This window comes from Paenibacillus anaericanus, assembly GCF_003994475.1.
In the GTDB taxonomy this organism is placed as follows: Bacteria; Bacillota; Bacilli; order Paenibacillales; family Paenibacillaceae; genus Fontibacillus; species Fontibacillus anaericanus.
In genome coordinates, this window is the sequence record NZ_RZNY01000026.1 from 50,460 (window position 1) to 66,227 (window position 15,768).

14 protein-coding genes are annotated in these 15,768 nt (G+C 42.8%); 11 read left to right on the plus strand and 3 right to left on the minus strand.

Annotation, left to right across the window (positions count from 1 at the left end):
* The first annotated feature begins 71 nt into the window (after positions 1-71).
* Complete coding sequence (locus EJP82_RS22415) at positions 72-1,235, plus strand: MFS transporter (RefSeq protein ID WP_127194300.1); 1,164 nt, start codon at positions 72-74, stop codon at positions 1,233-1,235.
* An 86-nt stretch (positions 1,236-1,321) separates the two neighbouring features.
* On the opposite strand, the gene deoD is transcribed toward EJP82_RS22415, so the two are convergent.
* Positions 1,322-2,029, minus strand: a complete 708-nt coding sequence (gene deoD / locus EJP82_RS22420) for a purine-nucleoside phosphorylase (protein WP_127194301.1) — start codon at positions 2,027-2,029, stop codon at positions 1,322-1,324.
* 241 nt (positions 2,030-2,270) lie between these two features.
* Here deoD and EJP82_RS22425 point away from each other — a divergent pair, with 241 nt between their 5' ends.
* Both EJP82_RS22425 and EJP82_RS22430 read left to right on the plus strand, forming a co-directional pair.
* Positions 2,271-2,600 (plus strand): ArsR/SmtB family transcription factor, encoded by a 330-nt coding sequence (locus EJP82_RS22425; RefSeq protein ID WP_127194302.1) that lies wholly within the window; start codon positions 2,271-2,273, stop codon positions 2,598-2,600.
* An 89-nt stretch (positions 2,601-2,689) separates the two neighbouring features.
* Entirely contained in the window at positions 2,690-4,423 is a 1,734-nt protein-coding gene (locus EJP82_RS22430) for a SulP family inorganic anion transporter (RefSeq protein ID WP_127194303.1), read from the plus strand.
* Positions 4,424-4,527: 104 nt separating this feature from the next.
* Here EJP82_RS22430 and EJP82_RS22435 read toward each other — a convergent pair whose 3' ends face one another.
* Positions 4,528-5,367 (minus strand): AraC family transcriptional regulator, encoded by an 840-nt coding sequence (locus tag EJP82_RS22435; RefSeq protein WP_127194304.1) that lies wholly within the window; start codon positions 5,365-5,367, stop codon positions 4,528-4,530.
* 236 nt (positions 5,368-5,603) lie between these two features.
* On the opposite strand from EJP82_RS22435, the gene EJP82_RS22440 reads away from it, so the two are divergent.
* The 5 genes from EJP82_RS22440 (at position 5,604) to EJP82_RS22460 (ending at position 10,420) form a co-directional block, all read left to right on the plus strand.
* Entirely contained in the window at positions 5,604-6,983 is a 1,380-nt protein-coding gene (locus EJP82_RS22440) for an ABC transporter substrate-binding protein (protein ID WP_127194305.1), read from the plus strand.
* 74 nt (positions 6,984-7,057) lie between these two features.
* Positions 7,058-7,960 carry a carbohydrate ABC transporter permease gene (locus EJP82_RS22445; protein ID WP_246054393.1) on the plus strand — a complete coding sequence of 301 codons (903 nt, stop codon included), beginning with the start codon at positions 7,058-7,060 and terminating at the stop codon, positions 7,958-7,960.
* A 14-nt stretch (positions 7,961-7,974) separates the two neighbouring features.
* Complete coding sequence (locus EJP82_RS22450; protein ID WP_127194306.1) at positions 7,975-8,829, plus strand: carbohydrate ABC transporter permease; 855 nt, start codon at positions 7,975-7,977, stop codon at positions 8,827-8,829.
* Positions 8,830-8,874: 45 nt separating this feature from the next.
* Positions 8,875-9,666 carry a histidinol-phosphatase HisJ family protein gene (locus EJP82_RS22455; RefSeq protein WP_127194307.1) on the plus strand — a complete coding sequence of 264 codons (792 nt, stop codon included), beginning with the start codon at positions 8,875-8,877 and terminating at the stop codon, positions 9,664-9,666.
* Positions 9,667-9,721: 55 nt separating this feature from the next.
* A complete protein-coding gene (locus tag EJP82_RS22460; RefSeq protein WP_127194308.1) occupies positions 9,722-10,420 on the plus strand; it encodes an MgtC/SapB family protein in 699 nt (232 codons plus the stop codon).
* A 48-nt stretch (positions 10,421-10,468) separates the two neighbouring features.
* Here the strand turns inward: EJP82_RS22460 and EJP82_RS22465 are convergent, their stop codons facing one another.
* A complete protein-coding gene (locus tag EJP82_RS22465; protein WP_127194309.1) occupies positions 10,469-11,692 on the minus strand; it encodes a purple acid phosphatase family protein in 1,224 nt (407 codons plus the stop codon).
* A gap of 211 nt (positions 11,693-11,903) precedes the next feature.
* Here EJP82_RS22465 and EJP82_RS22470 point away from each other — a divergent pair, with 211 nt between their 5' ends.
* Genes EJP82_RS22470 through EJP82_RS28040 form a run of 3 tightly spaced genes read left to right on the plus strand, consistent with a single transcriptional unit; the run spans position 11,904 to position 15,494 of the window.
* A complete protein-coding gene (locus EJP82_RS22470) occupies positions 11,904-12,617 on the plus strand; it encodes a polyphosphate polymerase domain-containing protein (RefSeq protein WP_127194310.1) in 714 nt (237 codons plus the stop codon).
* Positions 12,618-12,620: 3 nt separating this feature from the next.
* On the plus strand, positions 12,621-13,322 hold the full coding sequence (locus tag EJP82_RS22475; RefSeq protein ID WP_127194311.1) for a DUF4956 domain-containing protein: 702 nt from the start codon (positions 12,621-12,623) through the stop codon (positions 13,320-13,322).
* Positions 13,323-13,340: 18 nt separating this feature from the next.
* Positions 13,341-15,494 carry a CotH kinase family protein gene (locus EJP82_RS28040; protein ID WP_170220275.1) on the plus strand — a complete coding sequence of 718 codons (2,154 nt, stop codon included), beginning with the start codon at positions 13,341-13,343 and terminating at the stop codon, positions 15,492-15,494.
* Positions 15,495-15,768: the final 274 nt, after the last annotated feature.

The following is a 15,768-nucleotide window of genomic DNA, read 5'->3' on the forward strand; positions in this document are numbered from 1 at the left end:
CCATGGTACAATATTTTGACTGACTATCGCTGAACGCCTAGTCAAATAAACAAGAGATCGGATATAACCTTATGAAATCAATCAGACTACTACGATCGTTTAATTTCTTATATTTTGCTCTACTCGCTATGTTCATTCCGTTTCTGCCCGTGTTCTTGGATAAGCAAGGATTAACTCCTGCCCAAATTGGATTTATCATTGGTAGCGGAGGCATCATTACGATAATTGCTCAGCCTTTATGGGGCATGATTAGTGATCGAACTAGGACAGTACGCAAAGTACTAATGCTACTACTGTTGTGCTCCAGTGCATTGGGATATATGTTATTTGCATCTGATAGTTATATTGAGCTCATCATATTTGCTATGCTGGTATATTTCTTCCTAATGCCGATTGATCCTCTGACCGAAAGTTTAAACTTTAGATTGTCTGAATCTGCCGGAATTAGTTACGGATCGATCCGGACTTACGGCGCATTGGGCTATGGAGTCATGGCTTTGTGCTCAGGCTATATCATGTCTTATCTGGGTGCAAATAGTTTAGCTTATCTCTTTACTGGGGTCGCACTAGTTAGCTTTATCGTGATCTTAGGAATACCTGATGCTCCTGTCACTGGGAAGCCTGTTACAGTAAAATCGTTGAAAAATTTTCTAAGTAACAAGGAAACGTTATTGTTCCTTATCCTTGTCTTCATATGTTCTGTTCCTGCACGAATGAACGATACGTTCCTCGGTGTTTACATTTTGGAACTAGGTGGTAGTACTGAGTTAGTCGGGCAAGCCTGGTTTATCGCAGCAATCAGTGAGATTGCGGTATTCGCTTTAAGCTTTTGGTGGTTACGAAAAGGTAAAGAACTGATCATCATCTCCATAGCTGCTGCTTTTTATTTCTTGCGATTTTTCATCTCAGTGTGGATTACGGATCCCCACCTACTGGCATATTTACAAGTTCTACAGTTACTTACGTTTCCGATCTTCTACTCCGCAGCAATTCAATATTTGTACCGTATAGTTCCAGAGGAATGGCGTGCGACAGGACAAACCGTTCTGGCCCTTCTCTTCTTCGGGGTATCGGGAATTATAGCTTCCTATGCTGGTGGAGCTATTTATCAAACTTTGGGCGCGCAAGCACTGTTCCTAATCATTTCCGTCATGTCATTTATCGGTATGTTGTTCGGATTGGTACTCACACGAAAATATGGAAGCCGTTCGCATGAAGAAGTAGACCCAGGATAAGCTATTGCCGCAACAAAAAGACCGCTCACTGGGATAACCCTCGTAAGCGGTCTTCTTGTTATTACAATTAAACTTTACATTTGCACTTAAAGTGCTGCTGCTGTGTCCAAAGCAACTTGGATCATATCGTTGAATGATGTCTGACGTTCCTCTGACGTTGTCTCTTCACCAGTGATCAGGTGATCGCTAACGGTAAGGATAGACAATGCATTTACTTTGTGTCTTGCAGCTAGCGTGTACAGTGCTGCTGTCTCCATTTCAACACCTAGGATCCCGTAATCCATCAGCTTTTGTACATAGGTTTTATCATCACGGTAGAACATGTCCGAACTAAACACGTTCCCAACATGAGGGTTAAGCCCACGTGAAGCTGCAAGTTCATAAGCTGAGAGCAGCAATGGGAAACTAGCGATCGGAGAATAGTCAAAACCTCCGAATATATGGCGATTCATTGAGGAATCGGTACAAGTAGCTTGCGCCAGTATAACTTCTCGAATACGCACATCTGCCTGCATTGCACCGCATGTACCCACACGGAACAAATTATGTACATTATACTGTGTGATCAGTTCATTGGCATAAATACTAAAGGATGGAATTCCCATTCCTGATCCTTGAACAGATATTCTCTTGCCTTTATAATTTCCGGTGAAACCGAGCATACCGCGAACCTCATTGTAACAAACTACATCCTCAAAATAAGTTTCAGCAATATACTTGGCACGAAGTGGATCACCTGGTAGCAATATCGTTTCCGCAATATCCCCTGGTTTGGCTGCAATATGAATACTCATCGATAAATTTCCTCCTTCAAACTATTAAAAGAAGCATAAAGTTACAACATGTAATACCCTTAGCTTCTCCCTATATCATACCGTAAATACAAAGAAATCGCCAAAATAGTGACAGGGATCTATTCCTCGTATTACATTTCTCACTTACAATGAGATCGGAGTTGTGTTAATATAATATTTGTTCAAATATTCAAAGTTTCAGATATATGAATATAGCATGATTGATAAGGAGATATATGAAATGGATCGAAGCGTTCAACAGTTTAAGGCTGAGTTTTTCAAAGCGCTGGCTCACCCCATGCGTATTCGCATTTTAGAGGTGCTAAGTCAGAAAGAGCAAAATGTGAATGAGCTTCAGACTATCCTTGGTTCAGAAGGTTCAGCAGTTTCTCAGCAGCTTGCTGTTCTTCGCGCTAAAAATTTGGTCAACAGCGTCAAGGAAGGCACTACGGTCGTCTATTCACTCAGAGATCCACTGATTAGTGATCTACTCGTGGTAGCTCGGCAAATATTTGATAACCATCTAGTGGAGTCCATTACACTCCTTGAAGATATGCGTAAACAGAACTAGGGTACCCAATGTTTCTCCGCTGGCAGCGGGGACTCTTTTTTATGTTCCAAAATGAAAAAAGAAAACTTAGAAAAGAAGGGTTACAGAAAATGAAGTGGACAGGACGATTTAGTGGTTATTCTGCAGATGCGTTTCGCAAGGATTTGATATCTGGCTGTATTGTCGGGATCGTTGCTATTCCGCTAGGAATGGCTTTCTCCATTGCCTCAGGAGTGAAGCCTGAATACGGACTATACACCACCATTATCGCAGGAATTCTTATATCGCTCTTCGGAGGATCAAGGTTCCAAATTGGCGGGCCTACCGGGGCATTTATCCCTATTTTACTGGCAATCGTACTGCAATACGGCTATGAAAATTTATTAATCGCCGGTTTTCTTGCAGGCATCATCCTCGTTCTGATGGGTGTATTTCGACTTGGTGCATTAATTAAGTTCATTCCACGTCCTGTAACGATTGGATTTACTGCAGGGATTGCCGTAACCATCTTTAGCGGTCAGATATCCAATTTTCTCGGGCTTACAGGAGTAGGGCGACACGAATACTTCTTACCCAACATGGCAGAGATTATCAAGCGCCTTCCTACTCTGAATATATATAGCATCTTGACTGCCTGCATCTGTATGGCTGCGCTTGTACTAACGCCTAAATACCTACCCAAGGTGCCTGCTTCATTAATAGGCATCATTGTCTCCACGCTAGCTGCCGCTTGGTTATTCCCTGGCCAAGTCACAACGATCGGCAGTGCCTATGGAGCTATCCCCGGTGGTCTACCGGGCTTTCACCCCATTTCACTGACATGGGATCGCATTGTCCTGATGATTCAACCCGCCCTCATTATCGCTATGCTCGGTGGTATTGAATCACTACTCTCAGCTGTTGTGGCAGATGGAATGACCGGGACACGCCATAACAGTAATCGTGAATTGATTGGGCAAGGAATTGCTAACATCGTCACTCCCTTTTTCGGAGGAATTCCAGCCACTGGCGCCATTGCACGGACGGCAACTAATATTAAGAGTGGAGCTACTTCACCCTTTTCCGGAATCATCCATGGCATTATTGTGTTATTCGTCGTAGTATTATTTGCTCCCTACGCTTCAAGAATTCCCTTAGCCAGCATGGCTCCGATCCTTATGCTCGTAGCTTGGAATATGAGTGAGCGCAAGTCCTTTGCTCATATGTTAAAGACACGTAGTGGGGATTCTATCATTCTTGTTGTTACCTTTTTACTGACCGTATTCACCACTTTGACTACCGCGGTAGAGGTTGGTTTAATCCTGGCTGTGCTTCTATTTGTCAAACGAATGAGTGAAACGTTAACGGTAGACAAAGTGCTACCCGACCCTTCCTCTGCTAATGAGAAAATCAAAGCACATATGGTAACAGAAGATCACGATTGTCCACAAATCGGTATATTCAACGTTGAGGGCCCCTTGTTCTTCGGCGCTTCCCAAGCTTTCGAAGACTCCGGACTCCAGTTAACGGGGAGACATCAGAAGGTCGTCATGCTTCGTATAGGCAAGGTTCCATTCATGGATACGACGGGCGAAGCCAATTTCACTAGACTCATCAAGCGTCTACACCACAAAGCAGTAACCGTGATTGTATCGGGAATTCAACCGCAGCCACGTGCACTTCTGAGTAAGACAGGAACCCTCGCCATCATCGGTGAAGATCGTATCTTCGAACAAACGGGAGATGCATTAGACGCTGCAATTAACCTGATTCAGGTTGATAAATGCAGTGGGTGTAAACATTTTGCATTTCGAGAATGCACGGAGTTAAGTAGAAAAGCTCCCCTTCATCAAAATATTTCCTAGTCCTGTTGATTGCATGTAGGATATCGGATTACTAATAATAAAGGGAACCCTTTCGGGTTCCCTTTATCGTCTACCACACTTATATAAATGCCGTTACTGTCTTTCTAAACCTTATAATTTTTACGATATTTTAACGGAGCCATCCCCGTGATTTCCTTAAAGATACGCCCAAAGTGAGTCAAACTCTCAAACCCTACTCTTTCCGCAATCACAGCTACTTTATCACTCCTGTGAGTCAAAAGCGTACATGCCTCTTTAATTCGGACATTGTTGAGATACTCAGTGAATGTGAATCCCGTATTCTCTTTGAAGGTTTTACAGAAATACGAAGGACTGATATAAAACTTTTGTGAAATTTGTTGTATCGTGTGCTGCTCATCGTAATGACGATTGAGATAATCTACGATTTCAAATATTTTTTTGTGCACTAGGTTAACTTCGCTCAAAGGAGGATCGGGAATGGAATCCATCTTACGATAAATAAATAGCAGGAGCTCGAATAACAGCATTTTCAGATAAAATTCATATCCAGGAGGTTTCTGAGTATATTCATGAATCATCTTGTCAAATCGTTTCTCAATAAAACCTTGTTCCTGTCCCGATAGATTGATCAATGGCAACCCCTTGGCAAAGCTGGACAATACATCGATAAATTGATTATCGGGAAAAATCCCCCCCATAAATTCCTTCTTAAACTCCAACGTAATACGCTCGAAAGATTCCCCACTTGAATTAACAAGCTTATGGATCACGTTCATATTAATGATTACAAGTACACCACCAACCACTTGATAAGCTTTATCATCGATAAAATAGCAAATATCCCCCGAAACCAAATAGAATATTTCATAACCATTATGATAATGACGTGAGGGCATGCTTGAGTATAGTTTCTTCTCCCGGTCAATGTGAAATAAGGCGGCTTCATAAAAATCAGATTCCATTATACTCACTCCCTCACTCCAATTAAATATTTAAAATTTGTAAGATAATATATGTAGAAAAAACGAAAACCAAGTAAGATATGTGATGAAAATGATATTATCATACGTTATAGTTTGTTTCAAGACAAAGGATAGAAGGGGCGGTGATCTGTCAAGATACGAGAAATAATAAAGTAAAGTTATCATTGCTTGTGCTTGAATTGCCAACAAAAAAGTAAACTACGAGGTGAGGCACAATGAAAAAATCATTCATAAAAAAGAATACTATGGTGGGTCTGATTCTTATCTTAGCAACATCAGCTTTATTAAGTGCTTGCTCGGACAAGCCAGGGTCGGAGACTTCTGGCAACTCCAACAATAATTCGGTAGAAAGCAACCAAAAGGTAGAAATTGTATGGGCTATGGCTGCAGATCCAGATAAAAAGGCCTGGCAGGATGCAATGGTTTCTACTTTCGAAGAGACACATCCCAACATTACGGTCCGTCTGGAGAATATTCCTTACGATCAATTCGACCAGAAGTTGACGACTATGATCTCCAGCGGCAAAACCCCTGATGTATGGAACCCCAATCAAGCAGACAGTGGTTTTGCTACCTATATGAAGATGGGAGCTCTTAAAGATCTGACGCCATATATAGAAAAAGGTGCGCAGGAACTCGATACCATGGACCCTAACCTTCTCGACATTTACAAAATCGATGGCAGAAATTACGGTATTCCCCTTGTAAGTAATGCCACCTATTTATACTACAACAAAGATTTATTCGACCAAGCTAACCTTCCTTATCCAACGACAGATTGGGACGACACCTCCTGGAACTACGATAAAATGCTAGAGGTTGCCGGAAAATTAACCCATGATGTCGGGAACGTTCGCAAGCAAGTATTCGGATTCTCCAGTGCGCTCAGCCCTAACGCCATGGCATGGTCATTTGGAGGAGATTTCTTCAAACCGGAAGCTTATGAAACCGCTTTAATGGGTGAGCCAGACCTGTTTAATCCAAACAATATTGAGGCATTGCAATTTAATGTCGACTTAATCAATAAATACAAAGTGGCTCCGGATCAACAAACGGTAGATGCTTCTGCACAACTTGGTGATCCATTCCTAACAGGAAAAGTAGCTATGTATATTACTGGCGGATGGGGACTCGGCTCCTACAAAAGCGCCGAATTCAATTGGGGCGTAGCCGCGGTTCCTTATCATGAAGGACGAAAAGTAACACTTTACGTGGATCCGTGGAGTATCTCGGAATCCAGTAAACATCCAGATGAAGCTTGGGAATTTGTCAGACATCTCGCAGATCCCAAAGAAGGCGGAGGAGCTTACCGTTATATGAACGAAGTAGGCAGAACTCCAGCTGACTCCAGTCTGTTTGAACTATGGTACGAACAAATGGGCAAACAAATCGGAATGGAACCAGCTGACTTCAAACAAGTTCACGAAGGTTCAATCAAATACGGCCGTGAAGCGGAGAACCATCTCATCGTGAAATTTAACACTATTTTTGAAACGATGAAACAAACGATGTCTACCGTATGGAATGGCAAGAAGAGTATCGATAACGGACTCAAGGAACTGGACCAAAATCTCCGTTCACTTAAATTAGACTAGCAGCAAATAACTCGCGAACAATTTAACTTGAGGACCCACCTCATCACGGGTCCTTAAGTAACGGAGGTGTAGTAGTGGTAAAACTGTCAAAGGAAGTGAAACGGGAAGAACGATCTTTTTGGTTGTTTATTGCTCCCTGGTTCATTGGCTTCATACTCTTCACAGGTGGCCCGATGTTGATATCCCTTCTTCTCTGCTTCACAGAATATAATGTCATATCTTCGCCAAAATTTGTGGGTCTTGATAACTTCCGCGTGTTGTTCCAAGACAGACTATTCTATAAATCTTTATTTGTAACTGTATATTACAGTTTACTAGCGGTTCCATTTACAATTGTTACTTCTCTGGTCATCGCCGTAATGCTTAATCAAAAAGTTCGGGGCCAGGCACTGCTAAGAACACTATACTACGCCCCAAGTATTATATCCGGAGTTGCCGTCTCCTTCCTATGGTCTTGGCTTCTCAATCCACAGTTTGGGGTCGTGAATTCCTTACTCTATGATTGGTTTGGCATTGAGGGACCCGGCTGGTTTACCAGCTCGGCAACAGTAGTTCCATCTATGGTTCTTATGCAGCTTACCGCTTCTGGAGGAACAATGGTTATCTTTCTTGCCGCGCTACAATCGTTACCTGCTGACTTGTTCGAAGCAGCATCAATTGACGGGGCTAGTAAGCTCAGAATGTTTGCAAAAATTACGTTGCCCTTACTCTCTCCCGTTATTTTGTTTAACACCATAATCAGCATCATTGGATCGTTACAGGTATTCACTCAATCATACGTCATTACCAAGGGCGGGCCCGATTGGAACTCCTACTTCTATGTATATTACTTGTTCGATACTGCCTTCAAGCAATTCCGTATGGGGTACGCATCCGCTCAAGCATGGATCTTGTTTGCAATCATATTTGCCCTCACCTTAATCACACTACGTGGTTCGAAACGACATGTCCATTATGAATATGAAGCTAAGAAATAGGAGGCGCATTACTCATGAAACGAAAAACATACGCATATAACGAGTTGCGTCCTGTTTCGAAAGTTGCTGTTTATCTACTGTTATATGGGGGCGTCCTATTGTTCTCATTTCCGTTATTATGGATGATTCTAACCTCCCTTAAATCATTAGGAGAAATCCATAAAATTCCGATGACCTGGATTCCAGCTAAAATTCAATGGAGCAACTACAAACAAATTTTTATCGATGCTCCTATGGGCAACTACTTGTGGAATTCAACCTGGTACACATGTGTGACGGTGTTTGGAACCGTACTGACTTCTTCCCTCGCTGCGTTCGCGTTTGCGCGGTTGCGTGCGCGTGGTGGTACTATCTTATTTGCACTAGTCCTCAGCACCATGATGATTCCAAGCCAAGTTACACTTATTCCGCAATACCTAATATTTAACGAGTTGAATTGGACTGATTCCTACTTACCACTCGTTGTCCCTGCTTTTACGGCCAGTGCATTTACCATTTTTCTATTGCGTCAATTTTATATGGGAATATCCAGAGAACTAGACGAGGCAGTAAAAATTGATGGTGGAAACCGGTTTGTCATGTACTACCGGATCATGCTTCCGCTATCGCTTCCCGCTCTAGCTACCGCTGCGGTGTTGGAAATGATGTCGAGATGGAACGATTTGTTCGGACCACTCATCTATTTAAACAACGGGAGTAAATATCCACTATCCCTTGGGTTAGCTAATTTCACAGCGGCCTATGGAGCAACACCATGGCAATTATTAATGGCTGCATCCGTAGTAGCTGTTCTCCCGTTATTAATTCTTTTCTTCATGGCTCAGAAATATTTTATTCAAGGCATCGTCACTTCCGGCTCCAAAGGATAGTGAATCAAAAAACAAATTTAAATATGGATACGGAGGATTTTTATTATGAGATTTGATTTCCATACTCACCACGAACGTTGTGGTCATGCTACAGGAACTTTACGGGAATATGTTACAGCCGCTATCGAGAACAATTTACAAATCATTGGTCTTGCAGATCACTTACCATTATTCGCAGAACAAGAAGATCATCCTTCACCAGGTGGGTGTATGGCCAAAAGCGAGTTTCCCAATTATGTAAATGAAGTGCTTCAACTAAAGCAAGAATTTGCCGGAAAAATCGACGTGCTTCTTGGTGTAGAAGCTGACTTTATTCTTGATTGTTTAGGGTTATATCGCAAAATCCTTGCCAGTTATCCGTTCGATTATGTTATTGGCTCAGTGCATGAATTCGCTGGGATTGGCCTCTATGATTCCGAACATTGGGATCAATTAACCAACCAAGGTAAACTCGACTTAAAGAACAGTTATTACTATCATGTTGCTCAGTCCGCAAAATCAGGATTATATGACATCTTAGGACATGTGGATGCCTTGGACCGCTATATGCCCGATTACAAAACGTATCAAACAGAAATCGCAGATGAGACGCTTCAAACCATAGCTGAGAATGATATCGTCATCGAGATTAATTCTTCTGATGAGCATTGGGTTCCTAATGGAGTACTTTTGGAAAGAGCATTACATTACGGTGTAAAAGTGACCTTTGGATCCGATGCCCATGAACCTGAACGTGTTGGAGACCATTTCGAGGAAGTAAGAAAACATTTACTTGAAGTCGGCTACCGCGAATGGGCCATATTTAATCAAAGACAAAGAACTATGATTTCTCTCTAATCTATGTGTGAGAAGGATTAATTTTCTATAGGTTTTGAGAGAAGGAGTATCCATCATGAGCAACCCCTGGTTCATTAGTAATAGTGTCATCTTGGTTCGCCTGTTATTATCTGTCCTGATGGGTGGACTTATAGGATTCGAACGTGAACACAATAACCACCCTGCAGGTTTTAGAACTCATATTCTCGTATGTCTCGGTTCTAGCTTGATCATGATGTTATCCATCTATGGTTTCTCTGATTTTATTGGTGAAACGAACGTACGGCTTGACCCTGCTCGGCTTGCGACCGCCGTGATTACTGGGATCGGTTTTCTTGGAGCAGGAACGATCCTGTTCACAGGCAAATCGATCACAGGCCTAACCACAGCAGCTTCTCTTTGGGTTGTTGCTGCTATGGGACTTGCCATTGGTGCTGGATTTTATTTTGCTGCGATAACCGTTACTTGTCTGGTGCTGATTATATTGTGGATGTTCAACAAAGTAGAACGCCGTTTCCTACAAAGCAAACAAATCCGGACCCTTACTATCCAAGCAACCGCTACTGAAGATATACTTGATAGTGTCTGTAATCGGTTAAACAACTTCACGATCAAGACTCAAAAAATGACTTTATTAGAGAAAAGGCTTCCCATAGGTGAAGCAGATCAAATAGAAGTCCAAGTTCAAATCATTGTTCCAAGATCGATGGAACCTGACATAATGATCTCAGAGATGAGAAAGATCGGTGGCATTCACGCTATTTCCGTCGAATAATTAGTTAAATGGCCGGAAATCTCCACCTGCGAGATTATCCGGCCATTATTATTTATCATGTTTCAAAATAAATTCATCTTGCTTAACACCATCTACATCATAAGCCTCGTACGTTAACGTGTTATCGCTGATTGTAATACCAGCAAACATCCCTTTATTATTCTGAAAATGCACAGCTTGATAATATTGATCGCTCTTCTTTTCATTGAACTTTGGACCTGTTGTATTCGTAGTGACATACACTGTCCCCTGACCTTCATCTACGATTTCCCCATTCTTCAAAGGATGGGAACGGGAGTATTCATGATTATGACCCTGCAGCACCAGATCAACGCCATATTCATCGAATATCTTCACCCAATCTTCTATTTTCTCATAGGTATTACCGCCGTATGCCGGCCGATGTATAGCCACGATGGTCCAATCTTTATCATTATTCTTCAAGTCCTCGCGTAGCCACTTTTTCTGTGCTTTAATGCCTGATTCCGTATTGAGAAATACAAAGTGAGCATTCCCGTAATCCATCGAATACGTTGTTCCAGGAATGGAGCCTACCGCCCCGTTGTCTGGTAAATTAAAGTGCGACGTGAAACGCTCAGCAACACCATCTACTTCATCATGATTACCCGTAACTGGAAAAAGTGGGATTCGATTGAGCCATTTATCTACTTTACTAAAAAAATAGTCCCATCCCGCCTCGTCCTCAGGTTCTTCTGTTAAATCGCCGTTGTGTACAATAAAGCGTGCATCCGGAAATAGGTTAAATGCCTGATTTAATGTTTGGCCCCAGAACTCAAAATCCGCTTCTGTTTCCCCTTGTGTGTCCGTCACATTAATCCAAGTGAATGTCTTGACTTCATCTTCCTCTGTCTTAAAAACTGCTGGCTGACTCCAACCATTGCTTTCCCCACTGCCTACCCTATATATATACTCCGTTCCTGGTTCCAGGCCCGTAATATTCACCTTATGGACACCTTGCTTCTTACCATTTCCAGTATCGATTGACGTAGAACTAGCAGTCCATCTCAAAGCACCTTCGGCACTTAAATCTGCTGCATTAGTCCCTTTAGCGATTTCTACTACTCCTTGTATTTCGGGGTCCTCTGTATACCAGGTAAAGGCCCTAGTTGTACGCGCATCTTCCTTCCACGTAGTGACCAAAGACTTAGGAATCGCGGTGGTTTCTGATTGAAATCTTTGAATTACTACTACTCCAGCGATCAAGAGAATACACACGAATATGATCCAGTAAGACTCTCGACTTATGTTCAATCCATTCCCTCCCTTTGTATGAGAATAAAGATACTTCTACTTCTCTAAGAATGTCAAATTCCATATCCTCCTATACTGATTTGTCAACGCTGTGTAAAAACTTTCAGTTTACTTTCAGTTAGCCTTAAGTAAGAAATCAGGAAGGGCAGTTAGGATGGGTTATGTAACAAACGGCGGAACTTTGATCTTCACACGGAAATGAGGTGTATTAGTGAACACGAAATTAAAATATCGCCACGAGCTTAAGTTTATGATTAATCGCCAGCAATATTTTATCATACGCCAAAGGCTGAAAAGTATTGTAGAGCAGGACGCCCATGTAGGACCTACCGGAGAATATCATATTCGAAGCCTATATTTCGATGATATCAACAATACGGCTCTTCATGAAAAATTGGGTGGGATTCGTGATCGGGCCAAATATAGGATTCGAATTTACAACAACTCGGACAACCTGATCCATTTTGAGAAAAAAGTTAAGTTTAATGATTACATCGCAAAGTTAAAAGAACCGTTGACGCGGGATATGTACAACTCTATCGTCAGTGGAAATTTTGAGGTGTTAAACGTTCCAGACAAGCCTTTGTTGAGAGAATTATATTACGAGATGAGAAACAACTTACTGCGCCCTAAAGTAATTGTCGACTATGTACGCGAACCTTACGTTTGTCACAACGGCAATGTACGAATCACATTTGACAAAGAGCTCCGAACCGGACTGAATTCCACTGATATTTTTGACGAAGCCTTGAATTCTGTACCTGCGATCGATGATCATTTAATCATTCTTGAAGTGAAATATGATGAATACATTCCGGAATATATCCGAGCTGCATTGCAGCTTGAGGGGCTAAATCAACAGTCCGCTTCGAAGTATGTCATTTGTCGCAAGTATTTAAAAACCAACACATGGGAGGATTATTAATTAATGGATACAACGACTACAGATACAACAGTAAACTTTGGAGATATCATAAAAAAGTCTGTCACTAGTAGTTTCTCGACAGATATCAGTATAGCCAAAATCTTAATCACACTTGGAATTTCTTTTATTATTGGACTCTTTATCTTCATTCTCTACAAACGAGTATTTAGCGGTGTGCTATATTCCAAGAGTTTCAACGTTTCGCTCATAGGTATGACTATGGTAACTGCTATGGTTATCATCGCTATCAGTTCTAACCTAGTCCTTTCCCTCGGTATGGTCGGTGCCCTGTCGATTGTCCGCTTCAGAACACCTATTAAAGATCCTACAGACTTGATCTTCCTATTCTGGGCTGCTGTTGCAGGCATCGTGACTGGGGCAGGGTTCTTTACCTTGGCTGCTATCGGATCGGTGATTATTGGTTTAGTTCTGTTCTTCTTTATTAAAAATACATCAACAGATACACCATACCTACTTGTCATTAACTGCACAGGTGATGAAAGCGAACAATTGGTTCATAGCCAAATTGGTTCACTCGTCAAACGTTATAATGTGAAACAAAAAACAGTTTCTGCAGGCAATATCGAGATTACGCTTGAAGTTCGTCTTCGCGATAATGAAGGACGTTTTGTTAACCAGATTTCGCAACTTGGTGGTGTCAAGAACGTGGTACTGATCAGCTATAACGGGGACTACGTGTCCTAATCAGTGGGGGTGAAGAAGATGAAAACAAAGTGGTCCTCGCTTCTTCTCTGTCTATGCTCCTTGCTGCTGATCTTTGGACTCGTTGCCTGCGAAGTAACGAATACCTCCTCTACCACCGTTGGTACTAACACAACAAGTACAACAGAAGAAACCAAAGTATCAGCCGAAGAACAGAAGCTGGATGAAGAAGTTTTTCCCAAGGACAAAGTCGTTGATGTCAAAATTACCATCGATGAAGATGAGTTTCAAGACATGCTCGACAATGCGAGTAACGAAGAAATAAAGACCGCTTCCGTTGATTATAACGGACATCATTTCGATAATGTCGGTATTCGCACAAAAGGAAACTTAAGTCTACGCAGCGTGGTTCAAATGACGGATTCGGATCGATACAGCTTCAAGCTCTCATTCGACGAATTTGTAAATCAAACGCTGGGTGGAATAAGCAAGATCAATCTAAATAATAACTATAGTGATGCAACAAGTATGCGTGAATTTCTCACCTATGAGCTAGCAGAAACGATGGGGCTTCCTACTCCTAAGCATTCATTTGTCAATATATACATCAATGATGAACTGTGGGGATTCTATTTAGCTGTCGAGCAAATCGGTGACGCCTATTTAGAGCGGAATTTTGGTAATTCCTACGGGGCGTTATATAAAGGAGAAATGACCGGAAGCGGAAGTGATTTGCTCTGGATAGATGATAATCCAGATTCCTATACCGGCTTGGTGCTTAAATCAGACACCACTAATGGAGACATCCTCATCGATATGATCAATGAACTTAATAATGGTTCTGATTATGAGAAGTACATTGACGTCGAGGAAGCCTTAAAATACATTGCGCTAAATGTCGTTACAAATAACACGGACAGCTATATAGGTGGTAACAAACAAAATTACTACCTCTATGAAGACGATGGTATCTTCTCCGTCCTCCCTTGGGACTACAATATGGCCTTCTCAGGAATGGCAGGTGGTGGAATGGGCGGTGGTTTCGGTGGGCAACGACCTGGAGCTGGAGCCAAAACGGACACCGACGCTAGTAATACGGCAGTTCCTGATAACGCAACTGGCGACAGCAAGGTAGATCAAGGCGATGCGGTTGGAGATAACAACAAGGCAGCAGGAGGTGCTATGGTAGCTCCCGACAATGCTGCTGGAGATACTGCGGTGGATCAGGGCAATGCTCCGAATGGAGCTCCTACTCCTCCTGATCAAGCAACTGGTGATGGACAGACTCCTCCGGAAATTCCCGATGGATTCGATCCAAAAGCAGCCAATGGCGGTGGACTTAGCAAAACGAATCTTCTAATCGATGAACCTACGCAAGGTGCGGTTGCTGAACGTCCCTTAGTTGCTAAATTGTTGGAGGTCGATGAGTACAAGGAAATGTACCACAATATCATTAAGCAAGCCGTGGAAGGTTTTCTTGAGAATGACACCTTCACCGCCAAAGTTGAAGAACTTTCTAACATGATCTCATCCTATGTAAAGGCTGATCCAAGTGCCTTTTACACATATGAGGAATATGAACAAGGCGTTACCCAGTTGATCGCGACTAATGCTAGTCAAGTAGAGAATATATCTCAGCAACTTGACGGTACGATTGCTTCATCCGGTGATGGTTCCGGTAGTGGCGGTGGCATGGGTGGTGGCGGTGGTATGAGAGGCGGCGCTCGGGGCCTAGCCGCGCAGGGCGCTGATGCGACAGGCCAAGCTCCTCAAGGCGTTCCTGCCACGCAGGGCGCCGATGCGACGGGCCAAGCTCCTCAAGGCGTTCCTGCTGCGCAGGGCGCTGATGCGACGGGCCAAGCTCCTCAAGGCGATCAAGCCGCGCAGGGCGCCGATGCGACGGGCCAAGCTTCGCAAGGCGATCCTGCCATGCAGGGCGCCGATACGACGGGCCAAGCTCCTCAAGGCGTTCCTGCCACGCAGGGCGCCGATGCGACGGGCCTAGCTCCTCAAGGCGGTTTTGGTGGTGGCCGTGGTCAAGGTGACAGACCTATGGATATGGGTAACGGCGGTGGACAATGGGGTGGTTTTGGTGGAGACCCATCAGTGCAGCAACAGGATAATTCCAACAATATCATCACGGCGGGGATATCCCTTCTTATACTCATATTGTCTTGCTTGTTCGTAGCCTTTTACAAACGAAAACGACTATAGAAAACACAAAAGAGACAGTCCCAACAGTTACGAATCATAACTTGGGACTGTCTCTTTTTTTAATCTCTTTGATTTAAAAACATGTGGTATAAGATCCCCTGTGCGGCTAGCCGGACACTGAGTACGCTATTTACTCATAAATGCCCCAAAATTCACACTTTGCGGACATGAGTTCCGTTATTCGCCAAATATACGGATAAATCAGCGCCTTATATAGTAAATAACGTATCCTATCTATATAGCCCCCTAATCCAATTGGACACTCCAATCCACC

Bases quoted from the DNA above. Each gene is read 5' to 3' on its own strand.
- EJP82_RS22475 (WP_127194311.1), top strand. From the start codon at position 12,621: ATGGATACAACGACTACAGATACAACAGTAAACTTTGGAGATATCATA.
- EJP82_RS22435 (WP_127194304.1), bottom strand. From the start codon at position 5,367: ATGGAATCTGATTTTTATGAAGCCGCCTTATTTCACATTGACCGGGAG.
- EJP82_RS22440 (WP_127194305.1), top strand. From the start codon at position 5,604: ATGAAAAAATCATTCATAAAAAAGAATACTATGGTGGGTCTGATTCTT.
- EJP82_RS22415 (WP_127194300.1), top strand. From the start codon at position 72: ATGAAATCAATCAGACTACTACGATCGTTTAATTTCTTATATTTTGCT.
- deoD (WP_127194301.1), bottom strand. From the start codon at position 2,029: ATGAGTATTCATATTGCAGCCAAACCAGGGGATATTGCGGAAACGATA.
- EJP82_RS28040 (WP_170220275.1), top strand. From the start codon at position 13,341: ATGAAAACAAAGTGGTCCTCGCTTCTTCTCTGTCTATGCTCCTTGCTG.
- EJP82_RS22460 (WP_127194308.1), top strand. From the start codon at position 9,722: ATGAGCAACCCCTGGTTCATTAGTAATAGTGTCATCTTGGTTCGCCTG.
- EJP82_RS22430 (WP_127194303.1), top strand. From the start codon at position 2,690: ATGAAGTGGACAGGACGATTTAGTGGTTATTCTGCAGATGCGTTTCGC.
- EJP82_RS22455 (WP_127194307.1), top strand. From the start codon at position 8,875: ATGAGATTTGATTTCCATACTCACCACGAACGTTGTGGTCATGCTACA.
- EJP82_RS22425 (WP_127194302.1), top strand. From the start codon at position 2,271: ATGGATCGAAGCGTTCAACAGTTTAAGGCTGAGTTTTTCAAAGCGCTG.
- EJP82_RS22450 (WP_127194306.1), top strand. From the start codon at position 7,975: ATGAAACGAAAAACATACGCATATAACGAGTTGCGTCCTGTTTCGAAA.